20 protein-coding genes and 1 tRNA gene are annotated in these 21,806 nt (G+C 68.5%); 9 read left to right on the top strand and 12 right to left on the bottom strand.

What is annotated here, in order from left to right:
- Positions 1–970: 970 nt before the first annotated feature.
- On the bottom strand, positions 971–2,227 hold the full coding sequence (locus MFF55_RS11205) for a glycosyltransferase (RefSeq protein ID WP_238244171.1): 1,257 nt from the start codon (positions 2,225–2,227) through the stop codon (positions 971–973).
- A 565-nt stretch (positions 2,228–2,792) separates the two neighbouring features.
- Here MFF55_RS11205 and MFF55_RS11200 point away from each other — a divergent pair.
- Positions 2,793–3,002, top strand: coding sequence for a hypothetical protein (locus MFF55_RS11200; protein ID WP_238244170.1), 210 nt, complete (start codon positions 2,793–2,795; stop codon positions 3,000–3,002).
- 709 nt (positions 3,003–3,711) lie between these two features.
- Here the strand turns inward: MFF55_RS11200 and MFF55_RS11195 are convergent.
- The 7 genes from MFF55_RS11195 to MFF55_RS11165 all read right to left on the bottom strand — a co-directional run bounded on the left by MFF55_RS11195 (position 3,712) and on the right by MFF55_RS11165 (position 10,917).
- Positions 3,712–3,933 (bottom strand): hypothetical protein, encoded by a 222-nt coding sequence (locus tag MFF55_RS11195; protein ID WP_238244169.1) that lies wholly within the window; start codon positions 3,931–3,933, stop codon positions 3,712–3,714.
- A gap of 51 nt (positions 3,934–3,984) precedes the next feature.
- The gene (locus MFF55_RS11190) at positions 3,985–4,230 is read right to left on the bottom strand and encodes a hypothetical protein (RefSeq protein WP_238244168.1); all 246 of its coding nucleotides are present in this window, start codon (positions 4,228–4,230) and stop codon (positions 3,985–3,987) included.
- Positions 4,231–4,469: 239 nt separating this feature from the next.
- Positions 4,470–4,547 (bottom strand) — tRNA-Pro (locus MFF55_RS11185).
- A gap of 80 nt (positions 4,548–4,627) precedes the next feature.
- The gene (locus MFF55_RS11180; RefSeq protein ID WP_238244167.1) at positions 4,628–7,837 is read right to left on the bottom strand and encodes an efflux RND transporter permease subunit; all 3,210 of its coding nucleotides are present in this window, start codon (positions 7,835–7,837) and stop codon (positions 4,628–4,630) included.
- Between the two features lie 123 nt (positions 7,838–7,960).
- Positions 7,961–9,103 (bottom strand): efflux RND transporter periplasmic adaptor subunit, encoded by a 1,143-nt coding sequence (locus MFF55_RS11175; protein WP_238244166.1) that lies wholly within the window; start codon positions 9,101–9,103, stop codon positions 7,961–7,963.
- A 78-nt stretch (positions 9,104–9,181) separates the two neighbouring features.
- Positions 9,182–9,505 (bottom strand): rhodanese-like domain-containing protein, encoded by a 324-nt coding sequence (locus MFF55_RS11170; RefSeq protein ID WP_238244165.1) that lies wholly within the window; start codon positions 9,503–9,505, stop codon positions 9,182–9,184.
- Positions 9,506–9,630: 125 nt separating this feature from the next.
- Positions 9,631–10,917 carry a glycosyltransferase family 4 protein gene (locus MFF55_RS11165; protein ID WP_238244164.1) on the bottom strand — a complete coding sequence of 429 codons (1,287 nt, stop codon included), beginning with the start codon at positions 10,915–10,917 and terminating at the stop codon, positions 9,631–9,633.
- 95 nt (positions 10,918–11,012) lie between these two features.
- Between MFF55_RS11165 and MFF55_RS11160 the strand changes: the two genes are divergently transcribed.
- A complete protein-coding gene (locus MFF55_RS11160; protein ID WP_238244163.1) occupies positions 11,013–11,882 on the top strand; it encodes an MBL fold metallo-hydrolase in 870 nt (289 codons plus the stop codon).
- Between the two features lie 6 nt (positions 11,883–11,888).
- Here the strand turns inward: MFF55_RS11160 and MFF55_RS11155 are convergent, their stop codons facing one another.
- The gene (locus MFF55_RS11155) at positions 11,889–12,596 is read right to left on the bottom strand and encodes a glutathione binding-like protein (protein ID WP_238244162.1); all 708 of its coding nucleotides are present in this window, start codon (positions 12,594–12,596) and stop codon (positions 11,889–11,891) included.
- 210 nt (positions 12,597–12,806) lie between these two features.
- Here MFF55_RS11155 and MFF55_RS11150 point away from each other — a divergent pair, with 210 nt between their 5' ends.
- Together MFF55_RS11150 and hemW are read left to right on the top strand one after the other, a co-directional pair.
- Positions 12,807–13,040: a hypothetical protein gene (locus MFF55_RS11150; protein WP_238244161.1), complete on the top strand. Its 234-nt coding sequence runs from the start codon at positions 12,807–12,809 to the stop codon at positions 13,038–13,040.
- 56 nt (positions 13,041–13,096) lie between these two features.
- A complete protein-coding gene (hemW, locus tag MFF55_RS11145) occupies positions 13,097–14,275 on the top strand; it encodes a radical SAM family heme chaperone HemW (RefSeq protein WP_238244160.1) in 1,179 nt (392 codons plus the stop codon).
- 3 nt (positions 14,276–14,278) lie between these two features.
- Here the strand turns inward: hemW and MFF55_RS11140 are convergent, their stop codons facing one another.
- Positions 14,279–15,490, bottom strand: coding sequence for a penicillin-binding protein activator (locus tag MFF55_RS11140; RefSeq protein ID WP_238244159.1), 1,212 nt, complete (start codon positions 15,488–15,490; stop codon positions 14,279–14,281).
- 124 nt (positions 15,491–15,614) lie between these two features.
- On the opposite strand from MFF55_RS11140, the gene rsmI reads away from it, so the two are divergent.
- The gene (rsmI, locus tag MFF55_RS11135) at positions 15,615–16,583 is read left to right on the top strand and encodes a 16S rRNA (cytidine(1402)-2'-O)-methyltransferase (RefSeq protein ID WP_238244158.1); all 969 of its coding nucleotides are present in this window, start codon (positions 15,615–15,617) and stop codon (positions 16,581–16,583) included.
- Positions 16,570–16,962, top strand: a complete 393-nt coding sequence (locus MFF55_RS11130) for a YraN family protein (protein WP_238244157.1) — start codon at positions 16,570–16,572, stop codon at positions 16,960–16,962. The genes rsmI and MFF55_RS11130 overlap by 14 nt, the downstream gene beginning before the upstream one ends.
- A gap of 5 nt (positions 16,963–16,967) precedes the next feature.
- Here the strand turns inward: MFF55_RS11130 and MFF55_RS11125 are convergent, their stop codons facing one another.
- Positions 16,968–17,357 (bottom strand): response regulator, encoded by a 390-nt coding sequence (locus MFF55_RS11125; RefSeq protein WP_238244206.1) that lies wholly within the window; start codon positions 17,355–17,357, stop codon positions 16,968–16,970.
- Positions 17,358–17,629: 272 nt separating this feature from the next.
- On the opposite strand from MFF55_RS11125, the gene MFF55_RS11120 reads away from it, so the two are divergent.
- Genes MFF55_RS11120 through MFF55_RS11110 form a run of 3 tightly spaced genes read left to right on the top strand, consistent with a single transcriptional unit; the run spans position 17,630 to position 20,471 of the window.
- Positions 17,630–18,559, top strand: coding sequence for a glycine betaine ABC transporter substrate-binding protein (locus tag MFF55_RS11120; protein ID WP_238244156.1), 930 nt, complete (start codon positions 17,630–17,632; stop codon positions 18,557–18,559).
- A complete protein-coding gene (locus MFF55_RS11115) occupies positions 18,556–19,716 on the top strand; it encodes an ABC transporter permease (protein ID WP_238244155.1) in 1,161 nt (386 codons plus the stop codon). Before MFF55_RS11120 ends, MFF55_RS11115 begins: the two co-directional genes overlap by 4 nt.
- Positions 19,704–20,471, top strand: coding sequence for an ABC transporter permease (locus MFF55_RS11110; RefSeq protein WP_373874787.1), 768 nt, complete (start codon positions 19,704–19,706; stop codon positions 20,469–20,471). Before MFF55_RS11115 ends, MFF55_RS11110 begins: the two co-directional genes overlap by 13 nt.
- Here MFF55_RS11110 and MFF55_RS11105 read toward each other — a convergent pair.
- A complete protein-coding gene (locus MFF55_RS11105) occupies positions 20,458–21,744 on the bottom strand; it encodes a L,D-transpeptidase family protein (RefSeq protein WP_238244153.1) in 1,287 nt (428 codons plus the stop codon). The genes MFF55_RS11110 and MFF55_RS11105 overlap by 14 nt on opposite strands.
- Positions 21,745–21,806 lie beyond the last annotated feature (62 nt).

The raw sequence follows: 21,806 nt of genomic DNA, 5'->3' as shown, positions 1-21,806 counted from the left end.
TCCATTGCGCGCCTAAGGTTGCATCAGACGAGGTCACTTAGCTGAGCAGGTAGCTGACTAGACTCACAGCACCCCAGGCCAGCAGCCCACACCACGTTAATGTGAGAATGCCGCCGACCCCGAGCAGTAACGGTGTAACGAGATCCCGCTTGGGACGTGGAACATGCTCCACGTCATCGTGAGCTTGGATGGCTTCGTCGCGCTGCAAGACGAGTGTCTCTACTGTAATTCCGCGCAGGAATACCAAACCCCGGCACGCAGTTCAGTGCAATCCGACACAGTGGACAGTACAGTGGGAAGGTCCTGAGCTGCCTTCGCGATCATCATTTTGGAAAATTGCTGGTAGCAGCCAGAGGCTTGGCAGCAACCGAGAGGATGTCTGCGCGTTGGTAGTCGATCAGCGTAAGGCGATGGGCCAAAGCATGATCATCGCGTACATCACCACGGCCTTCATCGGCACAGTTGGCGGCGCTGCTTTGATGTGGCCCAGCGGAGTGCTGGAAGCCATTATTGCTGCCCCAATCGGCGAAAGCTTAGCGACTGCGGCAGCGGCAGCCTGGATACTCTTACGGAATTCGGCTCCTCCAGCGTGTTGGATTTCAAAGCGGAAGGCGAAGGCGGGTTTTCCGCCGACGTGGACGGCTGTGGCTCACGCCTGATCTTTTTCAGTCGCCCTTGTTTCGCACCAGAGCACGCCTGGTCTCTGTCAGAAACCATGCGGTCTCGCCGGGTCTGCGGTACTTCCAACGTGCTGCGCCTTGCTCGACCAGCCCGCGCGCAACCAGCACCGTCATCGCGGACGGGTAGGCGCCGCGACGCAGGGCAAGGGGGTGAAGAGTGCAGGCGCGCAGGGCTTCGAGGTGCCGACCGCGGACAGGCCCCGACTCGACGTCCGGCGCCTTTTCTCGCAACCATTGGAACGAGCGTAATCCCAGTGTTGGTTTGTATGCACGGGAGGTGGCAGCCGCGCTCAGGCGCTAGTGCGGAATTTTAGACTGGGCTGCACCTCATGGATGGTCTGCAGCCAAGCAGGTCGGCAACGGCTGTCACGATCAAAGTGGCGCAACACGGTCTCACGTGCAGCACGGCGCAAGGGCAGGAACATCTTAGGATCACGGCAGGCATGGATGAGTGCACTTGACAGCGCCTCCAAGTCGAAAAAGTTGAGCAGCAGGCCATTCTGCCCATTCACGATGGCATCTCTAACGGGCGCGGTATCTGAGCCGATGATGAGACACTCCGAGGTCATTGCCTCAAGCAGCGACCAAGAGAGCACGAAGGGGTAGGTGTAGTAGACGTGCGCCGTCGAAATGGAGAGGGCGGCCAGCATTTGCTCATGGGGTATCTGTCCCATGAAATGCACGCGTTGTAGGTCGAGGCAGTCCTGCACCTCCGCCAGCATGACCTGCTTCCAAGTCATGCCTGATGGTGCCTTTGGTCCATATCCGCCCGCCTCGTCTGCCCCGATCAGCACGACCTCGGCATTCGGCACTTCGGCCAGGACCTTAGGTAGGGCTCGCATAAAGATGTGAAACCCGCGCAATGGTTCGAGGCGGCGGTTAATGAAGGTGATGACGGGGTTCGAGCGGTCGAGCCTGCGCCCGCTTGCTAAGCTCAGCGTTGGATCAGGATCCGGCTTGATGCGCCCGGTATCGACGCCCTCGTGGATGATGGACATCCGTGAGCGGAAGAGGTCTGGGAAGCGGCTGGCCTGAAATGCTGTTGGGCAGATGATCTTGTCAGCCTCAGTACAGGCCAAGGCCATCGTGGCATTCTTGGCATGGATGCGGAACGCTTCCTCAGTTGTCATTCTGCTGAACTCGGGGTCGAAGCCGACATCTCCGCCTGAGGAGCGGTAGTAGTACTCGCCATACAGGATCTGCTTGGCGCGCGGGAACACCTCGCGCATGAACAAGGTCTCACCCCATCCGGGATGCCCGATGATGAGATTGGGATCAAAGCCCTGCTGCCTGAGAGCGAGAGCACTCTCGGCTGCAGCAGAGGCCCGGATTAGATCTGCTTCTGCGCGGGTCGCGGGGCTGAAGATGCCAGTCGTCGAACCTCGCTTCGCGTGCCAGCGCGCCAGCGTCACTCCGGGCAGAACTTGCCCAGTTGCAGAGGCGATGGCGGCGCAGCGATGCCCCTGTGCGATGGCGGAGCGGCTGCGGCAGAGACGATCCAGATCACCAGTGTGACAAACCTCGATCTGCTGACCGGAGGCACCCACAACGACATCCTGTTCGTCTGAGATGCCCAGAGGTGAGGCGGCGGTACCACTCCCAGACGGTCGACGCATTCCGGTTCACATCACCGGCCCGGCCAATAGCAACGGGGCGACGACCGGGCGGTTCGGCGGTGCTCCCCCCGACCTTCGTGACCTCGCTTCACACGAACGGTTCGTCCGGCGATCTGGCCATGGACCGGAAAAATGCGGCGGAGAACGCCAAGCAGGCGCAGTTCTAAGCCAAGGTGATGATGGCTCAGTTCATGGCCGAACAGATGTGGCCGGGCGGCATGCTGTACGGGGGCGGCGCGCGGCGGAGCAACGCATAAATGCCGGAACGGGCTACCCGAGGCGTGCTCGGTAGATCGGGGCCGGACGCCTGACTGGAATTAAGCGCGAGCGCTGACGGATCGGATTTAAGGCGAGGATTCGCCGGCACCTGCTATGCGTGAGGGCCGCGTACATCAGGGCAAGCCCCACCTCTGCATCACCCGCGTCGCTTAGGCGACGCGCGAACAACCATCCGATCTAGCCGTTGGTACTGCCCACGAATGATGGCGAGGAAGCAGTGACCGAGAAGAAGCCGCCCCATGGCGAGAGCATGCGCGAGACCCAGAGGACGCATGAGGTCGACGAGACCGGTGCTGAAGGCCACAGCACCCGTACGACCAAGAGCGGTGCAGAGGGCAAGTCTGCCGAGCCCAAGGTAGAGAGCAACCACACAACGGAGGGCGTGGACCCAGCCGAAGACCTAGGCATTCAGAACAGCGTCGCCTAAGTCGATCCGCACGACGACCAGAAGCCCCGCCTTGTGCAGGGCTTCCTGCGGTTCGCGATCTCGCGCGAGAGCCAGGCGTGACCCAAGTCGTGTCAGTCTGAGATACTGGGTCAGAAGGTCAAGATGGTAGGCGGTTTAGAGCAGCAACGGACGTAGACCGCCGCTTCCCGAACGCCAACGACGGGGATCCCTATGCGCATAGGGCAACGGGTGCGATGCCGACGGAGACGTAGGGGCTAGGTGTGCATCTCGGCAGCGGAGCAGCGGATTAAGCGTACCGAGGTGCAGCGCGCCGCGGAGACCTGTTAGGTAGAGCGCACTCGCATTATCGACGGGTTCGCACCAATGGTACTCGTCGGCCGGCAGCCAATCGGCTACGGATTTGGCTGTGACTTAGTCAGCCAGCCGAGAGGCTGGGAGGTGCATCCGATCCAGGAAAGCTTTCACAGCTGGCCAGTACCGGCCACCAAACAAAGGATCGATCCGAGGAAGGCCTTGCCGCTCGAGCACGATGGCGAGCTCTGACCAGGTCCTGCTGCGCTCAGGCCCAAGAATGCAAAGCGCGATCTCATTCTCGTCTGGGAAAAGGCATGAGGGTTCTGATGTCCCCGGCACTTTTAGAGGAGGCACTCTGACGTCTCTTTCCCACCTGTGGGTTTGCTGAGAAGTGCCTCCTCGGGCCTGCGCACTTGGTGGTGTGCGGACGAATCTAGGCCGGCTCGAGCGTAACCTCGACGCTTGGGTTCACCACAGCCGCGGCAGGTGGCTTGGTCGCGATCGCGTCGGCCAGCAGGTTCAGGCGGCGGGCGAGATCAGTGATCTCGTTCAAGGCGACTGCCTTCTCGCTACCCTTCACCGCCCGAGTGATATCGCTGATCTGGACCTTCGCCATATGGGTCAGCTGGGCGGCGATCTGCTGCTTCGCCAACATGGCGGTCTCAAGCTGTCTGGCGGATAGAAGGCGTGGTTTAGAAAGCCACGGTTAGCGCTTGGTTGCGCATGCCTCAGGTTGGTCCTCCACAAAGCCAGCAATCAGGCGCCAGAGCTCCTGATGCTCAGGGCCACGCCGCTCAACGCCAAGAAAGTCCGGGATCGCGCTATCCGTGACGTGGCCGCCTGAGGCCTCGTTGGCACGGTGGCGCACGAACACCGACCCGCTGGTAGAGCCGCGCACCAAATGCCAGGTGTCACCGTTCTCGCTGACGTACAGCGGCCGCTCATTCAGCATGGGCTCGCAACTCCGACAGAGGCCGACACGTCAGTAAGAGCAATAATCCGGCCGCCATCGCGCTGTGGCGAACAAACGACCGTCACCTGCCTATCGGCCGTCTGCAGACACCCGGACGGATTTTGTGGTCGTCACAAGACCGCTGGGATAATCCGACCCAATTTGGACCCAACCCACAAAAACAAGAAAGGCGACCCGAAGGCCGCCTCTGCTATCTCATTCCGGCTTATAAGGAATAATGGTCGGAGCGAGAGGATTCGAACCTCCGACCCCTAGTCCCCCAGACTAGTGCGCTAACCGGGCTGCGCTACGCTCCGACGCCCTAAGGCTTGGGGGTCATAGCTTCACCCTCCGGGGGCCGCAACCCCCTTCGGATGCTTCCGTCTCGGGAGCGCTGTCACGCCCCGGCCGGGCTGACATGCGGGTCGTGCTTGCCGGGCGTGGTGTTGTGCGGGTCCTTGCCGCGCTTGCGCGCGAACCAGATCAGCACCCGGCGGATCACCACGTAGAACACCGGCGTCAGGAACAGGCCGAACACGGTCGCGCCGATCATCCCGAAGCACACGGCCGTGCCCAGCGCCTGGCGCATCTCGGCGCCCGGTCCCGTGGCGATGACGAGCGGCACGGTGCCGAGGATGAAGGCGAAGGCCGTCATCAGGATGGGGCGCAGGCGCAGGCGGCAGGCCTCGACGGCCGCGGCGACCGGCCCCTTCTTCTCGGTCTCCTCGAGCTGGTGGGCGAACTCGACGATCAGGATGGCGTTCTTGGCCGCGAGACCGATGAGCACGATGAGGCCGATTTGGGTCAGGATGTTGTTGTCCTGCCCCCTGATCTGCACCGCGCCGAGCGCCGAGAGCACGCCGGTCGGCACCACGAGGATGATCGCGAGGGGAAGCGCCCAGGATTCGTACTGCGCTGCGAGCACGAGGAAGACGAGCAGCACGCCGAGGCCGAAGACGAGGATGGCGGTGTTGCCGGCCGCCTTCTGCTGGAAGGCGATCTCCGTCCAGTCGTAGGCGTAGCCCTGCGGCAGGGTCTCGGCGATCTTCTCCATCGCGTCGAGGGCCTGGCCCGTCGAGATGCCGGGCTTGGCGTCGCCCTGGATCGGCACCGAGTAGAACAGGTTGAAGCGCTGGACGATCTGGGGGCCGGAGATCTCGCGGATCGAGGCCAGCGTTCCCATCGGCACGAGGGCGCCGGTCGAGGAGCGCACCTTGAGCTGCTCGATGTCGCGCTTCTCCAGGCGGAAGGCGGGGTCCGCCTGTGCCCGGACCTGGTAGATGCGGCCGAATGTGTTGAAGTCGTTGACGTAGGCGCCGCCGAGATTGGTCTGCAGCGTCGAGAAGACGCTCTGCAGCGGCACGTTCAGCATCCGCGCCGTGGTCCGGTCGATGTCGATGAAGAGCTGCGGCGTGTCGTTGCCGAAGGTGGTAAAGACGCGCTGGACCTCGTTGCTCTGGTTGGCCTTGGCCAGCACCTCGTTGACGGCGGCGAGCAGCGGCGCGATCTCCGAGCTCTGCCGGCTCTCGATCTGCATCTTGAAGCCGCCGCCGGTGCCCAGACCTCGGACGGGCGGAGGCGGGATGAAGAGGACGCGCGCCTCCTGGATGCCGGCCGTGGCCTTGAAGACGTCACCGGTGATGGCGGCGGCGGTCCTCCCGGCCGCGGCCCGCTCCTTGGCGGCCTTGAGCGTCAGGAACATCACCGCGCCGTTGGTGGTGTTGGTGAAGGTGGCGCCGTCGAAGCCCGAGATGATGACGGCGTTGGCGACACCGTCGACCTTCAGGGCGAGGTCGGCGGCCCTGCGGATGACCGCCGTCGTGCGTTCGAGGGCGGAGCCGGCGGGGAGCTGTACGACGCCGATCAGGTAGCCCTGGTCCTGCTGCGGGATGAAGCCCGTCGGCGTGGTCGCCGCGAGGTGCAGGGTCCCGGCGATCACGCCGGCGTAGACGACGAGCATGCCGATGACGCCGACCAGCTTGCCCGTGAGGAAGCCGATGGTGCGGGCGTAGCCGTGCGAGAGCTTGTCGAAGCCACGGTTGAACAGGTCCGCGCACCAGGCCAGGAAGCGCGACAGGAAGAACTTGGGCTTGGCGTGCTCGTGGTGCGGCTTCAGCAGGATCTTGCAGAGCGCCGGCGACAGCGTCAGCGAGTTGAACATCGAGATGATGGTCGAGGCCGCGATGGTCAGCGCGAATTGCTTGTAGAACTGGCCCGAGATCCCCGGGATGAAGGCCGTGGGGATGAACACGGCCGACAGCACGAGGGCGATCGCGATCACGGCCCCGCCGACCTCGTCCATCGTCTTGTGGGCGGCCTCGCCGGCCGAGAGCCCCTCGGCCATGTTGCGCTCGACGTTCTCGACGACGACGATGGCGTCGTCGACGACGATGCCGATGGCGAGCACGAGGCCGAACAGCGTCAGGTTATTGATGGAGAAGCCGAGCGCCTGCATCACCGCGAAGGTGCCGATGAGCGAGACGGGGATCGCGATGACCGGGATCAGCGCGGTGCGCCAGCTCTGCAGGAAGACCATCACCACGACGACGACGAGCGCCACGGCCTCGAACAGCGTCTTGTAGACCTCGTGAACGGATTCCTCGATGAACTCCGTCGGGTTGTAGGCGATCTTGTACTCGACGCCGGGCGGGAAGTTCTTCTTGATCGTCTCCATGGTCTGGCGGACCTGGGCGGCCGCCTCGAGGGCGTTGGTGCCCGGCCGTTGGAACACGCCGACGCCGACGGCGGGCTGCCCGTTCAGGAACGACTGCGTGGTGTAGGTCTGCTGGCCGAGCTCGACCCGCGCCACGTCCTTGATGCGGACGAGGCGGCCCTCGCTCGCCTTGACGATGACGTCCGTGAACTCCTCGGGCGTCTGGAAGCGCCCCTGCGACTGGACGACGAGCTGGAAGGCGTTGTCCTTCGGGGCCGGCGGAGCGCCGAGCGCGCCGGAGGCGACCTGCACGTTCTGCTCCTGCAGGGCGCCGATGATGTCGGTGGTCGAGAGGCCGTAGGCGGAGAGCTTGTTCGGGTCGAGCCAGATGCGCAGCGCGTACTCGCTGCCGCCGAACACCGTGATGTCGCCGACGCCGTTGAGGCGCAGGAGCTCGTCGCGGATGCGCAGGTAGATGTAGTTCGAGAGGTAGTTCTGGTCGTAGGTGTTGTCCGGCGAGAGCAGGTGCACGACCATCATCAGGTCGGGCGAGGACTTGCGCACGGTCACGCCGAGGTTGCGCACGTCCGGCGGCAGGCGGGGCTGCGCGACCGAGAGCCGGTTCTGCACCAGCACGTTGGCGATATCGAGGTTGGTGCCGACCTTGAAGGTGACGGTCAGCTGCATGTTGCCGTCGTTGGTCGATAGCGACGTCATGTAGAGCATGTTGTCGACGCCGTTGACCTCCTGCTCGATCGGCGTCGCGATGGTGGCGGCCACGGTCTCGGCATTCGCGCCCGGATAGGAGGCGCGCACGACCACGGTAGGGGGCACGATCTCCGGGTACTGCGCGACGGGCAGCGACTCATAGGCGACGTAGCCGAGGATCAGGAAGATGATCGACGTCACCGACGCGAAGATCGGTCGATCCACGAAGAAGTGGGCAAAGCGCATCGATCAAACCTCTCGCCGCATCATGCGGCTCGGCGGTGGTGTCTCGTTATCGACCTGTCACAACTCCCCCGCTTCCGCAGGGGAGAGGGTAAGCTCGCCCGCGCGCTCGGGAGCGCACGACCCTCACGTCCGCGAGGGCGGCAGGGTGGTCGCCTCGGCCGCCACCTTGGCGCCAGGGCGGATCCGGCTGAGCCCGTTGACGACGACGCTTTCCTCGCCCGTCAGCCCACCGCGGATCACGCGGTAGCCGTCGACCTTGGGTCCGAGCTGGACGTCCCGGGTCGCGACGGAGCCGTCCTCGCTCACCACGTAGACGATGCGCTTGTCCTGGTTGGCGGAGATCGCCTCGTCGGGAAGCAGCACGCCCTTCGCGGGCTTCGTCGCCGGCAGGGAGACGATGCCGAACAGGCCTGGCTTGATGAACCCGTCCGCGTTCTCCACGGTGGCCCGCAGGAGCACGGTGCCGGTCGCGTTGTCGACGCGGTTGTCGACGAAGTCGAGCTGGCCCTTCCGCGTCGGCTTCGCCTCGTTGGTGAGCGCGATCATGATCGGAACGGCGTTGGCCTTCTGGGTGGCGCCCATGCCGATGTTGAGGCTGCCCTGGTATTTCAGGAAGGAGCGCTCATCGACGGTGAAGCTGAAGTAGATCGGGTCCAGCGACACGATCGTCGTCAGCATGGTCTGATCGGTGATGACGATGTTGCCCTCGGTGACGAGGCGCCGGCTGATGCGGCCGGTGATCGGCGCCTTCACCTCGGTGAAGTCGTAGTTGAGCTGCGCCTGGCGGAGCTGTGCCTCGGCGCTGTCGACATTGGCCTGGGCCGTCTGCGAGGCTTGGCGACGCTGGTCGGTCACCTGCTCCGAGATGTTGCCCGAGCGGCTCAGCGTCTGGGCGCGCTCGAGGTCGGTCTGCGAGAAGTTCAGGCTTGCCTTCGCGGAGGCCAGGGCCGCCTGAGCCTGCTCCAGGGCGGCCTTGTAGGGCCGCCGGTCGATCACGAAGAGGGTGTCGCCCTTCTTCACCGTCGCACCGTCCTGGAACAATACCTTTTCCAGGTACCCGGTGACGCGCGCGCGCACCTCGACGTAGTCCACCGCCTCGAAGCGGCCCGTATAGGTGTCGGTCTCGACGAACTCACGGACGACGGGCTTGGCCGTGGTCACCTTCGGCGGCGGTCCGCCCGGCGCCTGGGCGAGCGCCGGCTGCCCGAGGAGCGGGGCCGCGAAGGCAAGAATCGAGAGGAGGCTGGCGAGCCGGCGCGTTGGCATCTGTGCTGTCCCTAATGGTGCCGAGCTAAGGCGAGTGTTACCCACGCGTCGTGCGGTAGCGCACATGCCCACGGCGGATCAGGTCTCGAACGGCTCGCCGGCCGCCCGCCATTCCTTGAAGCCCCCCCGATAATGCGCGTCGATCGGAAGGCCCGCGCCTTGGGCCGCCTGAAGGGCGTGGACCGAGCGGACCCCCGAGGCGCAGGAGAACACCGGGCGCCGTCCATCGCCCTCGATCAAGGCGGCGACGGCCGCCGTGTCGAAGGTCGAGAGCGGATGAGGAACCGCGCCGGGAATGCGGCCCTGCTCGAATTCGTGCGGCTCCCGCACGTCGATCACGAGGATCGAGCCGTCGGCGAGCCCGCGCTTGATGTCTTCCCGGTCGAGATCGACCACCTTCATCGCCTGCCTCTCGCTCGGGGCCAGAATATGGGCGGCCCTGACGCCTGTTCTTATTCGTCAGATCTCACCACGGCAATCGCGCCCGCGCGCGGACCCTTCGCAAGACTTGGGCGTCGCCAGAACAGTCAGGACGCGGCTGCGGCAAGCGCCCGTTCGACGGCCTGGAAATGTGCCCCCCAGGTCGGCGCCGCGTAGTCGTCGAGGCGCGCACGGAGGTCCGATCGCACCGGCGACCCGGCCTCGCCGAGGCCAAGGATGGCCTGCTTCCAGCCGACGCCGTCGAGGGGGTCCAGCAGAGCCGCGAAGCTGCCGCCGATCTCGCGGTGGACGGGGATGTCGGAGGCGACCACCGGCAGGCCGCTCGCGGCGGCCTCCACCACCGGCAGCCCGTAGCCCTCCGCGAAGGAGGGCATCAGAAGCGCGGTCGCGCTCCGCATCAGGGCGGCGAGGCCGTGCGTCGACAGGCCCGCGACCTCGGTCACGTGCGCGCGCACGGCCCGGCAGCGATCCAGCATGTCGATGACGTTCTCCGCCTCCCACCCTCTCCGGCCGACCAGGAGGAGGCGCGGCGTCGCCTCCCCGAGTTCCGCGGCGAGTTCGCGCCAGAGATGGAGGAGGAGCAGGTGGTTCTTGCGCGGCTCGATGGTGCCGCACACGACAAAGGTCGGGCGCGCGGGGGTGAAGCGCTGCCCCTCCCGCTGGAGGAAGATCGGCTCGACGCCGAGCCAGCCGACCGAGACCGGCTTCGATCCAAGGCCGCGCACCGCGAGATACCCGCTGAAATGCGCGGCGACATCGGCCGAGTTCACAACCACATGCGCGGCGTGGCGGGCGATCGTTTCCATCCGGACGGCGTGCCGCTCGGCCTCGCCCGGCCGCCCGTATTCCGGGTAGGCGATCGGGATGAGATCGTGGACGAAGAACACGGGTCGGATGTCGGGGCGGTCGTAGAGCCAGTCGAAGCGCTCCGGCTTGTCGAGGCGCAGGTGCGAGGTGTGGAGATAGACCGTGCCCCGGGGCAGCGCCTCGTGCCCGCCGGCCCGGAGCAGAAGCAGGTTCGTGTCGAGCTGGATGCGGCGACGCGCCATCCGGGTGCGGGCCGGAGCGGGGGCGAGGGCGGGCAACTCGCCGCCCGTGCCGATCGACGCGACGAGACGGCGGTAGACGGGATCGGAGCCGGCATCGAGATCCTCGACCCAGCCGGCCGCCACGGCGTCCACCACCGCCCGGGCCGCATTGCGATCGAGCACGCGGGGGCCGAGCACCGTCGACACGACCCCGAACCGGGCGCCGTCCTGCCACAGGAAGTGTCGGGCATAGGCGAGGTCGACCCGGTCGATGCCGCTCGGACTGGCATGGGCCAGCCGGGTGACGAGCCGGGTCAGGTCGAAGGCGACGGCGGCTTGGGTCATGATCCTCCCGATGGGGGTGATGCATCGCGGTCGCGATCCGGCCTATATGCGTCGCATCCGGCGCAACGCCATCCGCTTTTACGAGATCGACGCCCGTGTCCCCCGGTTACCTGCCCTTCGCGGGCGCCCTCGATCTGCCCGCCTACACCTGCGACAATTGCGGCTTCTGGCAGCGCCATTTCGCGAAGCCGCCTTCCTGCCCGATGTGCCTCGACGCGCGCCACGTGGTGCCCCAGGACGGTTGGCAGTTCTGGACCGAGGCCGAGGCGCAGGCGCGCTTCCCCTGCCACTGGCAGGAGCTGGAGCCGGGCGTCTGGCGCTTCTGGAACGAGCCCGTCTCGGGGATCGGCCCGAGCGCCTACCTGGTCCAGACTCCGCAGGGGAACATGGGCTTCGAGGCCTGCCCGGTCTTCAGCGAGGCGGCGCTGAAGCACATCGCGGCCTTGGGCGGGATGCAGGTGCTCTCCTCGTCCCATCCCCACGCCTACGGCGCCCTGGTCCAGCTCCAGGACCGCTTCGACCCCGAGCTCTGCCTGCCGGCGGCCGACTTCGTCTGGAGCGCGGCCCTGCAGGTGTCCTGGCCCTACGACGACTTCCTGGAACCGCTGCCCGGCTTGGAGCTGCACCGCACGGCCGGCCATTTCGACGGCCACGCGGTCCTGTTCGATCGCGCGCGAAAGATCCTGTTCTGCGGGGATGCGCTGAAGTTCGAGCTCGATCCGGGCGATTTCCGGCGCGCGACGACGATCTCGGCCCACAAGGCTTTCGTCCGCGGGGTGCCGCTGACCACCAACGAGCTGCGGCGCTACCGCGACGTCTTCGCCAAGCTCGACTTCACCCAGACCTGGACCCCCTTCGAGCCGGCCGCCAATTGCGGCCGGGCCGAGGTGCTGGCCCTCATCGACGGCATGCTGGCGACCCGGCCGCACGCAGCGCCGGTGCCGCTGGACAGCCTGCGCCGGTAGGATCGATCACACTTTGGTACTGGCGGCCGTCTGACCGAAGATGATCTTGCGGGCCTCGTCCGTCATCGGCTTGTCGCGGTCCGGGTTGAGCGCGTTGCCCTTCTCGTAGGCCGCAACCGTCGCCGGGCGCGCCGCGATCGCCTCGAACCAGCGCTTCAGGTTCGGGAAGTCGTCGAGGCGCTGGCCCTGCTTCCGGTGCGGCACGATCCAGGGATAGGCCGCCATGTCGGCGATCGAGTAGTCTGCGCCGGCGACGAAGGCGCGATCCGCCAGGCGCCGGTCGAGCACGCCGTAGAGGCGGTTCGTCTCGTTGACGTAGCGCGCGATCGCGTAGGGGACCTTCTCGGGCGCGTATTGCGTGAAGTGGTGGTTCTGACCCAGCATCGGCCCGAGGCCGCCCATCTGCCAGAACAGCCATTGCAGGGTCTCGGCCCGGCCGCGCAGGTCCGGGGCGAGGAACCGGCCCGTCTTCTCCGCCAGGTAGAGCAGGATCGCGCCCGATTCGAAGAGCGGGACCGGCTCGCCGCCGCCCTCGGGCGCGTGGTCGACGATCGCGGGCATGCGATTGTTCGGAGCGATCCTCAGGAAGTCCGGCTTGAACTGCTCGCCCGCGGCGATGTTCACGGGCTTGAGCGCGTAGGGAAGGCCTGCCTCCTCGAGGAAGAGCGTCACCTTGTGCCCGTTGGGCGTGGGCCAGAAATACAGGTCGATCATCGAGGGGTCTCTCCGGGGGGCGCGTCCGGTCGGCCGGAGCGCTTGGTGCGGGGGCAGGTAGGTGCGGGAACACGATGCACCAGTCGCCCACGAGCAATTCTGAGGAAATCTCCTCCCGGACCGCCGGCATCGCTCAAATACGACGCAAATCTCGGCCGCTCGATTCAGAAATCCCGTGTCAGCGTGCTCGCTCAAGGCGGAGATGGAGCCATGATCAGCGCAGTTTCGGTGAGCAGCGGCGGCCTCGCGGTCGCGGCGCAGCGCTACGGCACCGCGACCGAAGGGGTCGCGACGCTCGGCACGAGCCTGCCAAGCCCGGTTCAGGTCGATCTGTCGGCGACCGCCGTGCAGCTGATCGAGTCGAAGGCGGATGTCAGCCTGAACACCGCCATGCTCCGCTCCAGCCTGGACGCCGAGAAGCGGGTTCTCGACATCCTCGTCTGAGGCCGCGACGTCCGGGCAGGATTGCCAAATCGGGCTCCCGCGCGCACATCCGCCCGATGATCGCCTCCACCGGCCCGGATCACCCCACCCGCGACGTCGGGTTCGGGGTCTACGTCCATTGGCCCTTCTGCGCCGCCAAGTGCCCCTATTGCGACTTCAACAGCCACGTGCGGCACGCGCCGGTGGACGAGGAACGCTTTCTCAGAGGCTTCCGGGCGGAGATCGCGCATATGGCGGCCCGCACGCCGGGCCGCACCGTGTCGAGCATCTTCCTCGGCGGCGGAACGCCCTCGCTCATGCAGCCCGGCACCGTCGCGGGCCTGCTCGATGCCATTGCCGGCGCCTGGGGGATCACGCCCGACGTCGAGGTCACCCTCGAGGCGAACCCGACCAGCGTGGAGGCCGGCCGCTTCCGCGGCTACCGCGCCGCCGGGGTGAATCGAGTCTCTCTCGGGGTCCAGGCGCTCAACGATGCCGCGCTCAAGGGGCTGGGGCGCCTGCACAGCGCGAGCGAGGCGACCAAGGCGATCACGATCGCCCAGGCACATTTCGAACGCATGTCGTTCGACCTGATCTACGCCCGCCCCAACCAGGAGCAGGCGGCCTGGCGCGCCGAACTGGGCGAGGCCATCGCGCGCGCGGCGGAGCACCTCTCGCTCTACCAGCTCACCATCGAGCCCGGCACGCCGTTCCACGGCCTGGCCGCCGCCGGACGCCTCGTGCCGCCGGACGACGACGCGGCCCGTGCGCTCTACGACGTCACGCAGGAAGTCTGCGACCGGGCCGGGTTGCCGGCCTACGAGATCTCGAACCACGCCCGCGCCGGCGCGGAATCGCGCCACAACCTCCTGTACTGGCGCTACGGCGAATATGCCGGAATCGGGCCCGGCGCCCACGGCCGCCTCGTCTCGGACGAAGGGCGCCTCGGCACCGTGACCGAGCGCGCGCCCGAGGGTTGGCTCGCGCGCGTGGAGGGCGACGGGCACGGCATCGTCGAGACCGAAGCCCTGTCGGCGGACGACCAGGGCGACGAGTTCCTGATGATGGGCATGCGGCTCAGCGAGGGGATCGATCCGGAGCGCTACGCCGCCCTGAAGGGGAGGGCGCTGGAGCCGGCCCGGGTTGACGCGCTCCTCGCGGAGGATCTGATCGCCCGACGGCCTGGTGGCCGTATCGCCACGACGAAGCGGGGCGCGCCGGTTCTCAACGCGATCGTGACGGCGCTCTCGGCCTGAGCCTTAGGTCCCGGAAGGCGACAGGGTACGGGGTGCCGGGCTGACGATCGCCGACGCGTTGCCGCGGATCTCGTAGATCGCCAGCGACCGGTCGCTCAGACCCTCGGGGCGGAAGCGGAAGGTCCCGTCCGTGCCGGCAAAGCCCGAGGGGTTGGTCAGGGTCGCGTCCGCGAAGCGTTGGGATCCGTATTGCCGGGTGAGCGCGGCGCTGAGCGAGACCGCGTCGTAGGCGAGCGAGGCGACGCGCGGCGGGGCCGCGCCGAAGCGAGCCTGATAGCGCTGCGAGAAGTTCGCGAAGCCCGCCGCGTCTGCGGCCGCGAACCAGCCGCCCTGGAGCGCCGGCAGCGCGAAGACGCGCGGATCGTTCCAGACGGCGGTGCCCAGGGGCTTGACGCGGCCGGGCGAGAACCCGGCCCGGGTCAGCGCCGGCGCCACGGCCGCGAGGCCCTCGGGCGTGTCGGGGAGGAACAGCGCGTCGGCCTGTGCGCCGGCCCCCGTGATCAACCCAGTGATCCGGCCGATAGCGGGGGCGGGGTTGCCCGGCGCGTAGCGCTCGATGGCGACGAGGCGGGCACCTTTCCGCGCGACGGCCTCGCGGAACTGCGCCTCGACGGCGTTGCCATAGGTGCTCTCCGGGATCAGGGCGGCGAAGGAGCGGCGTCCCGCGGCCGTGGCCTCCTCGACGATGCGGTCGACCTCCGCCTGGGGCAGGAAGCTGAGGAGGTAGACGCCGCGGGCAGCGACGCTGACATCCGTCGAGAACGCGACCATGGGCTTGCCCGCGGCGCGCACCACCTGCGCGGCGGACTGGACGTTGGCGGCGAAGAGCGGGCCGAGCACCAGCTCCGCTCCATCGGCGAGGGCAGCCTGCGCCGCCTCCCGGGCGCCGTCGGGGGCGCCCCGGTCGTCCTTCACGATGATCTGGAGATCGGGCTTCTGAAAATCCTCGATCGCGAGCTCGGCCGCGTTGCGCAGGGCCGTGCCGATCGCCGAGCCTTGTCCGGTGAGCGGAACGACGAGCGCGACCTTGACCGTGCCTGCCCCGATCCGCGTCCCGCCGGTGGCGGCAGCGTCAGCGGCGACGCTCGGCGCAGGCGCCTGGACGGTGCCGCGCGGGCCGCCGTCGGGCCCGCCGATGCAGGCCTTGAGCGAGACCCCCAGAAGAAGGATCGCGCCGAGCGAGATGCCGCGTCGCAGCCAGGTTGATCGCACCATCTCGGAAAAGACCTCTGTCGCGACCGGCGAAACCCTAATTTGAGGTTCGCGGCAAACAGTAAATGTGCCGTTTGCCCCGCGCAAATCTTTCGCGGGCCGGCGACGCCATGCCAAGGTTCGCGCCATGAGCCAACGAATCGACAACAGGAGCCGCCGCCGCAGAGAGGGGCCGCCGCCGGCCGCGGGCAAGCCACCGGCGACCTTCACGGCCTTCGGCCTCGCCGCGGAGGCGGAGCCGCTGTCGCCGGGCCTTCACGTCGTGGCGACCCCGATCGGCAACCTGCGCGACGTGTCCTTCCGGGCCCTGGCGACGCTCGCCGCCGCCGACACGGTGCTCGCGGAGGACACCCGCGTCACCCGCACGCTCCTGATGCATTACGGAATCACGACGCCGCTGGTGGCCTATCACGAGCACTCGAACGCCGCCGTCCGGGAGCGGATGGTGGCGCGGATGCTATCCGGCGAGGCGCTGGCTCTGGTCTCGGATGCCGGCACGCCGCTGGTATCCGATCCCGGCTTCAAGCTGGTCCAGGCGGCGATCGAGGCCGGCATCGCCGTGACCCCGATCCCCGGCCCCTCGGCGGTGATGACCGCCATCGTGGCGGCCGGGCTGCCGACCGATCGCTTCTTCTTCGAGGGCTTCCTGCCGGCGAAGTCGGGGCCGCGCCGGGGGCGGCTCGGCGTGCTCGCCGGCGTGCCCGGCACCCTCGTCCTGTTCGAATCCCCCCACCGCCTGCCGGAGATGCTCGCCGACGCCGTCGAGGTGCTGGGCGCGGGCCGTCCGGCGGCGGTGGCGCGGGAACTCACCAAACTGTTCGAGACGATCCGGCGCGACACGCTCGGCGCGCTGGCCGAAACCTTCGCGGAGGAGGGCGCGCCGAAGGGCGAGGTCGTGGTGGTGATCGGAGCGGCACCCGAGGCGGAGGCGAGCGAGGAGGCCGACGCTGGGCTCGACGCGGCGCTCACCGCGGCGTTGGCGCGCCACTCGATCAAGGACGCGGCGTCCCTCGTCGCCGACGAGACCGGCCAGCCGCGCCGGACGGTCTATGCCCGCGCCCTTGTGCTCGCGCGGCGCGACGATGCGGGCGTCTAAGGTCGATGCGGCCGCGTCGCGCCGCCGCGCCACCTACCTGCGCGGCCGCTCGGCCGAGACCCTGGCGCTGGTCGCGCTCATGTTGAAGGGCTACCGGCCCCTGGCCCGCCGCTACGTTGCGGCCGGCGGTGAGATCGACCTGGTCGTGCGCCGGGGCGCGACCCTGGTCTTCGTCGAGGTCAAGGCCCGCGCCGTCCTCGGGGATGCCTTCGGGGCGATCGACGCTCGCAAGCGCGCCCGCTTCTCACGGGCCGCCCGCGCCTGGATCGCGCGCCGCCCGCGCCATGCCGGGCTGATCCTTCGCGCGGATGCGGTCTTCGTCGGGAGCCGGACTTGGCCGGTGCACCTCGTCGATGCCTTCCCGCTGGAGGGTCTGTGAAGACCCTAGCCCCGCGCGGCCTTCATCGCGGAGATCAGCGTGCGCTTGAGATCCGCCTGGCTGAACGGCTTCTGGACCACGGGGCGATCGCGAAACGGCTCGCGGATGCCGGCGCCGCCATAGCCCGTGGAGAACACCAGCGGCAGGTCGCGCTTGGCGATCGCCTCGGCCACCGGGTAGATCGGCTCGCCCGCGACGTTCACGTCGAGGATCGCGATCTCGAAGGCCTCGCCCTCGGCCATCTCGAGCGCGGTCGCGAGCCGGGCCGCCGGCCCGACGACGGTACAACCGAAATCGAGGAGCATGTCCTCGAGCAGCATCGAGATGGCCGCCTCGTCCTCGACGACGAGGACGCGGGTGCCGTTCAGGAGATCGTCGTTCGGTTCAGCACTCACGCCGCGGAATCTTCCCTCGGGGGGCGTCCCGTTGCCGGAACGCGTCTCCATCGATCTCGTTTTGCGAAGAACCCGGCCCGGCAACAGCAGCGCCGCGCGGGGCGCCTCCATCGGTCCGAACGAGGGGAACAGTTCAGGTACGAAGCGACCCGTCGCCCGTCCGAAGCGGTGTGTCAAGCACCCGCGTTGGCCGACGGCATCACTTCCTACGGCACGATGTTATTGAGCAATACATTCCCGACAAAGCCGCCGGAATGATATATCATTTGTTAATGGGAAAAGGCTCGCGGCGTCCGAGCCGGCGCGGCGTGCTCGCCGGTCTGGCGACGCTCCCGGCCCTGCGATCCTCGGGGGCCCACGCCGCAGCCCTGGTGGTCGCTTCGAAGAACGATACCGAAGGGGCGCTGTGCGGGGCGATGATCGCCCTGGCGCTGGAGCATCTCGGGCTCGCCGTCACGCGCAAGCTCGGACTGGGGCCGACCCTGATCGTGCGATCGGCGCTGCTCGCCGGGGCGGTCGACGTCTACCCGGAATACACCGGCAACGGCGCCTTCTTCACCGGTACCGAGACCGACCCGGCCTGGAAGGTGCCGCAGGCGGCCTTCGACAAGATTCGGACCCGCGATGCGGAGCGGGGCCTCGCCTGGCTCGATCGGGCGCCGGCCAACAACACCTGGCTCGTCGCGGTGAACGGGAGGCTCGCGCGAGACGAGAACATCCGGACCATGGAGGATTTCGCGGGCGCGGTCCGGCGGGGGCTGATCCGGCTCGCCGCCTCCACCGAGTTCGTCGAGAGCCCGGCCGCCTTGCCCTCGTTCGAGGCCGCCTACGACTTTTACCTGCCCCGCGGCCGCATCGTCAGCCTGCCCGGCGGCGACACGGCGGTGACGGCGCGCGCCGCGGCGCAGGGCATCAGCGGGGTCAATGCGGGGATGGTCTACGGCACCGACGGCGCGCTCTCGGCCCTCGACCTCGTCGTGATGAGCGATCCGCGCGGCGCCCAGATCGTCTACGAGGTCGCGCCGGTCGTCCGGGCGGCCGTCCTGGAGCGCCACCCGGGGATCCGGGCCGCCCTCAGGCCCATCTTCACGGGCCTCGACGCGGCGGCGCTGCGGGGCCTCAACGCGCAGGTCACCGTCGAGGGCGAGGTCGCGGAGGCGGTGGCGCGGCGCTACCTTTCAGAACGCGGGCTGCTCGGTTGAACGGGCGAACGCCGCAGGCCGCGGCGATCGGGGCTTCCCTCTCCGGCGCGACCCTCCTCGTCGGGGTGCTCTACGGCCTGCCGGTGCTCAGGATCGCGGCGAACCGCCTCGTCGTCGGCCTGCCATTCGCGGCCGCCGACCTGCCGGGCTGGACGATCGACGCCGCCGCCGGGCTCGGTGCGGGGGGCCTTCTCATACTCGGCGCCGTGAGGGGCCGCGCCGGCGCGGGTCTCGCGGTCGCGCTCCTCGCAACCGCCCTGGCGCTCCTCGTCCAGGCGCTCGGCGCGGGCGCCGCGGAACTGATTGCCGGGCGTCCGCCCGCGGTGCGGGCGAGCCTCGGCTCCGGAGCCTGGCTCGCCGTGGGCGTGCTCGGCACCAGCCTGGCCCTGGCGATACGGGCAAGCCGTCTGCCCTGGCTCGGCCCTGCGGTTCTGGGCGCATCCGCCGTGCTCGGCACCCTGGCCTGGCAGGCCGGCAGCCTCGCGGCACTCTCGCTCGCGGTCGAGTACGAAGCGCGGCGCGAGGTCGTCGGCGCCGCCCTCGGCAGGCATCTCCTGCTCTCTCTCGGCGCGGTGTTGCTGGCAGGCCTGGTCGCCGCCCTGCTCGCCGCCCCGCGGCGGGGCAGGGGAGTGGTCGATCTCGCGGTCAGCGGCATCCAGGTGGTTCCGGCCATCGCCCTGTTCGGCGGCCTAGTCGCCCTGATCTCGGGGCTCCTGAACGCCGCACCCACGCTCCGGGACTGGGGCTTCAGCGCGCTCGGGCCCGCGCCGGCCCTTCTCGGCACCGCGGCCTACCTCCTGCTCCCGCTCCGGCGGGGTCTCACGGCCGCCCTTGATGCGCCCGATCCGGCCGTCCTCGACGCGGCGACGGCGATGGGGCTGACCCCGCGCGAGATCCTGATGCGGATCCGATTGCCGCTCGGAGCGCCGATCCTGATCGGGGCCCTGCGCGTCGCCCTGGTCCAGAGCTTCGGCCTGGCGACGCTCGGCGCGCTGGTGGGTGCAGGCGGCCTCGGCCAGGTCGTGTTCGACGGGATGGCGCAGTTCGCGCCGGACCTGATCCTGCTCGGCGCGATCCCCATCGTGCTGCTCTCCTTCGCGGCAGACCAGGCTCTGGGTGTCGCCGAGGCCGGTGCGCGGCGGAGATGGCCGGCATGACCCCCCGGCGCACCATCCTCGGGCCGGCGCTGGCCGGGTTCGCCCTCGCCCTGGGGAGCCATCCCGAGGTCGCGCGGCGGCTCGCCGTCACCCTGGGTGCGGAGCCGCGCCGGGCGCTCCCCCTCGACCGCCTCCTCGAGCTCGGCCTCAACCACCTCGCCCTTGCGGGGATCGGGCTGGCGCTCGTCGCGCTCATGGGGATCGGCCTCGGCATCCTCGCGACCCGGGACTTCGCCGCACCCTTGCGCGCTGGGATCGACGGCGCGGCCGCGGCGGCTCAGGCGGTCCCGCCGGTCGTGATGGTGGCGCTGGCGCTGCCGGTGCTCGGCTTCGGCGGTCCGCCGACGGTGCTGGCCCTCGTTGCCTACAGCATCATGCCGATGCTGCGGGGCACGGTCGGCGCCATCGAGGCGGTCTCGCCGGAGGCGCGGCAGGCCGCAATCGCCATCGGCCTGAGCCCGCGGCAGGTCCTCCTGCAGGTCGAGCTGCCGCTCGCCGCCGGGATCATCCTCGATACCTTCCGGACCGCCCTGGTGCTCGCCGTCGCGACGACGGCCGTCGGCGGCCTGGCCGGCGCCTCCACCCTTGGGACGCCGATCGTCGCCGGGCTCCAGAACCAGAACCTCGTGCCGATGCTGCAGGGCGCCGCCGCGACGGCGGCCCTGGCCCTCCTCTGCGACGCGGCCCTGCTGGCGGCCGCGTCGCGCCTTCGCCGCTGGAACATCCCGGCCGGGAGGGGGGCTACCTGTCCTTGAACTCCACCGTCGCGCCGCGCTCGATCCGGGAGGCGAGGTCGCGAGCGTCCCAGTTGGTCAGCCGGATGCAGCCGTGGGACTCGGTCTTGCCGACCTTCTCCGGCTCGGGCGTGCCGTGGATGCCGTAGGAGGGGATGGAAAGGTCGATCCAGACGAGCCCGACCGGATTGTTCGGCCCGGGCTTGATCGTGAACTTCTCCTTCGCCTTCACGCCTTTGAAGGCGTATTTCGGATCGTAGGTGTAGGTGGGGTCGTAGGCCACGCGCTCGACCTTGGCGGTCCCTGAGGGCGCCGGCTTCTCATCGCTGCCGATCGAGGCGGGATAGAAGGCCTGGAGACGGCCTTCCTTGTCGAAGGCGCGGACCTGGCGGGTCTCCTTGTCGACCTCGATCCGGACGACCTTGGCCCGCGCGGCATCCTCACCGGCCGCCTTCGGCTCGGCAGACTTGGCGTCGGCGGTCTGACCTTCCGCGTTCTTCGCATCCCCATTCTTGACGTCGGAGGTCTTGGCATCGGAGGTCTTGGCGTCAGCATCCTTAGCCCTGGCCTCGCGGGTTCTGGCCTCCTTGCCCTTGCCGTCCCCAGCCTTGGCGTCCTTTGCCTTGGCATCTCTGGGCCTGTCGTCCTTGGGCTTGCCGCGCTCCAGCGCGGGCACCGCCGCGACGAGGATCACCGTGCCGGCCTTCTCGAGGTCGGCGCCGCCGTTCAGAGCGCCGAGGAGGTCGCGGGACATGTGGAAGCGCTCCGCCAGCATCTCCCGCGCATTCGTGTAGCCGAGCGCGTCCAGCTCAGATTGCTGCTCCATCTTAGGGGGAATCTTCTCGACGAAGGGACCGGCGACGTCCGCCTCCGCGAGCGTGTACTCGGTGACCACCGGGTCGGCGCTCGTGGCCTGGAGCTTCTCGAATACCTCCTTGGTCAGGGTCTTGTCGGCCGGGAGCCCCTGCGCTTCCCCGAAGGCCGCGAGCGCGCCCTGGAGGTTCTCGCCGTTGCGCCCGTCGATGGCGCCGGGGGAGAAGCGGGCCCTGTCGAGGAGCACCTGGACCTTGATGAGGAGGGGGCTCGGCCGCTTGCCGGCCGCCTTCTCGGCGGGTTTCTGGGGATCGAAGGTCGCCGCGTTGATCGCGTCCTTGGTCAGCGGCTCGGCCTTGGCGTTCGCCTCCTTGGCGTCCCGCTTCTTGGCGGCCTTGGCCGTCCCCGCGGCATCGACGATGCCGATCCCGGCCGCCAGGAAGGCCGCAAGGCCGGTCCGCAAGAGAGAACGCATCGTCACCGCCACAACCTCCTGGGGCAGGAGCGCCCGCACGGTAAAGGCGGAACGCCGCCCCTGCGTTC

Source organism: Methylobacterium iners (assembly GCF_022179305.1).
GTDB lineage: Bacteria > Pseudomonadota > Alphaproteobacteria > Rhizobiales > Beijerinckiaceae > Methylobacterium > Methylobacterium iners.
This window is presented reverse-complemented; position numbering and strand designations above follow the sequence as displayed.

Bases quoted from the DNA above. Each gene is read 5' to 3' on its own strand.
- MFF55_RS11195 (WP_238244169.1), bottom strand. From the start codon at position 3,933: ATGTTGGCGAAGCAGCAGATCGCCGCCCAGCTGACCCATATGGCGAAG.
- MFF55_RS11190 (WP_238244168.1), bottom strand. From the start codon at position 4,230: ATGCTGAATGAGCGGCCGCTGTACGTCAGCGAGAACGGTGACACCTGG.
- MFF55_RS11180 (WP_238244167.1), bottom strand. From the start codon at position 7,837: ATGCGCTTTGCCCACTTCTTCGTGGATCGACCGATCTTCGCGTCGGTG.
- MFF55_RS11175 (WP_238244166.1), bottom strand. From the start codon at position 9,103: ATGCCAACGCGCCGGCTCGCCAGCCTCCTCTCGATTCTTGCCTTCGCG.
- MFF55_RS11170 (WP_238244165.1), bottom strand. From the start codon at position 9,505: ATGAAGGTGGTCGATCTCGACCGGGAAGACATCAAGCGCGGGCTCGCC.
- MFF55_RS11165 (WP_238244164.1), bottom strand. From the start codon at position 10,917: ATGACCCAAGCCGCCGTCGCCTTCGACCTGACCCGGCTCGTCACCCGG.
- MFF55_RS11155 (WP_238244162.1), bottom strand. From the start codon at position 12,596: ATGATCGACCTGTATTTCTGGCCCACGCCCAACGGGCACAAGGTGACG.
- MFF55_RS11150 (WP_238244161.1), top strand. From the start codon at position 12,807: ATGATCAGCGCAGTTTCGGTGAGCAGCGGCGGCCTCGCGGTCGCGGCG.
- hemW (WP_238244160.1), top strand. From the start codon at position 13,097: ATGATCGCCTCCACCGGCCCGGATCACCCCACCCGCGACGTCGGGTTC.
- MFF55_RS11140 (WP_238244159.1), bottom strand. From the start codon at position 15,490: ATGGTGCGATCAACCTGGCTGCGACGCGGCATCTCGCTCGGCGCGATC.
- rsmI (WP_238244158.1), top strand. From the start codon at position 15,615: ATGAGCCAACGAATCGACAACAGGAGCCGCCGCCGCAGAGAGGGGCCG.
- MFF55_RS11130 (WP_238244157.1), top strand. From the start codon at position 16,570: ATGCGGGCGTCTAAGGTCGATGCGGCCGCGTCGCGCCGCCGCGCCACC.
- MFF55_RS11120 (WP_238244156.1), top strand. From the start codon at position 17,630: ATGGGAAAAGGCTCGCGGCGTCCGAGCCGGCGCGGCGTGCTCGCCGGT.
- MFF55_RS11110 (WP_373874787.1), top strand. From the start codon at position 19,704: ATGGCCGGCATGACCCCCCGGCGCACCATCCTCGGGCCGGCGCTGGCC.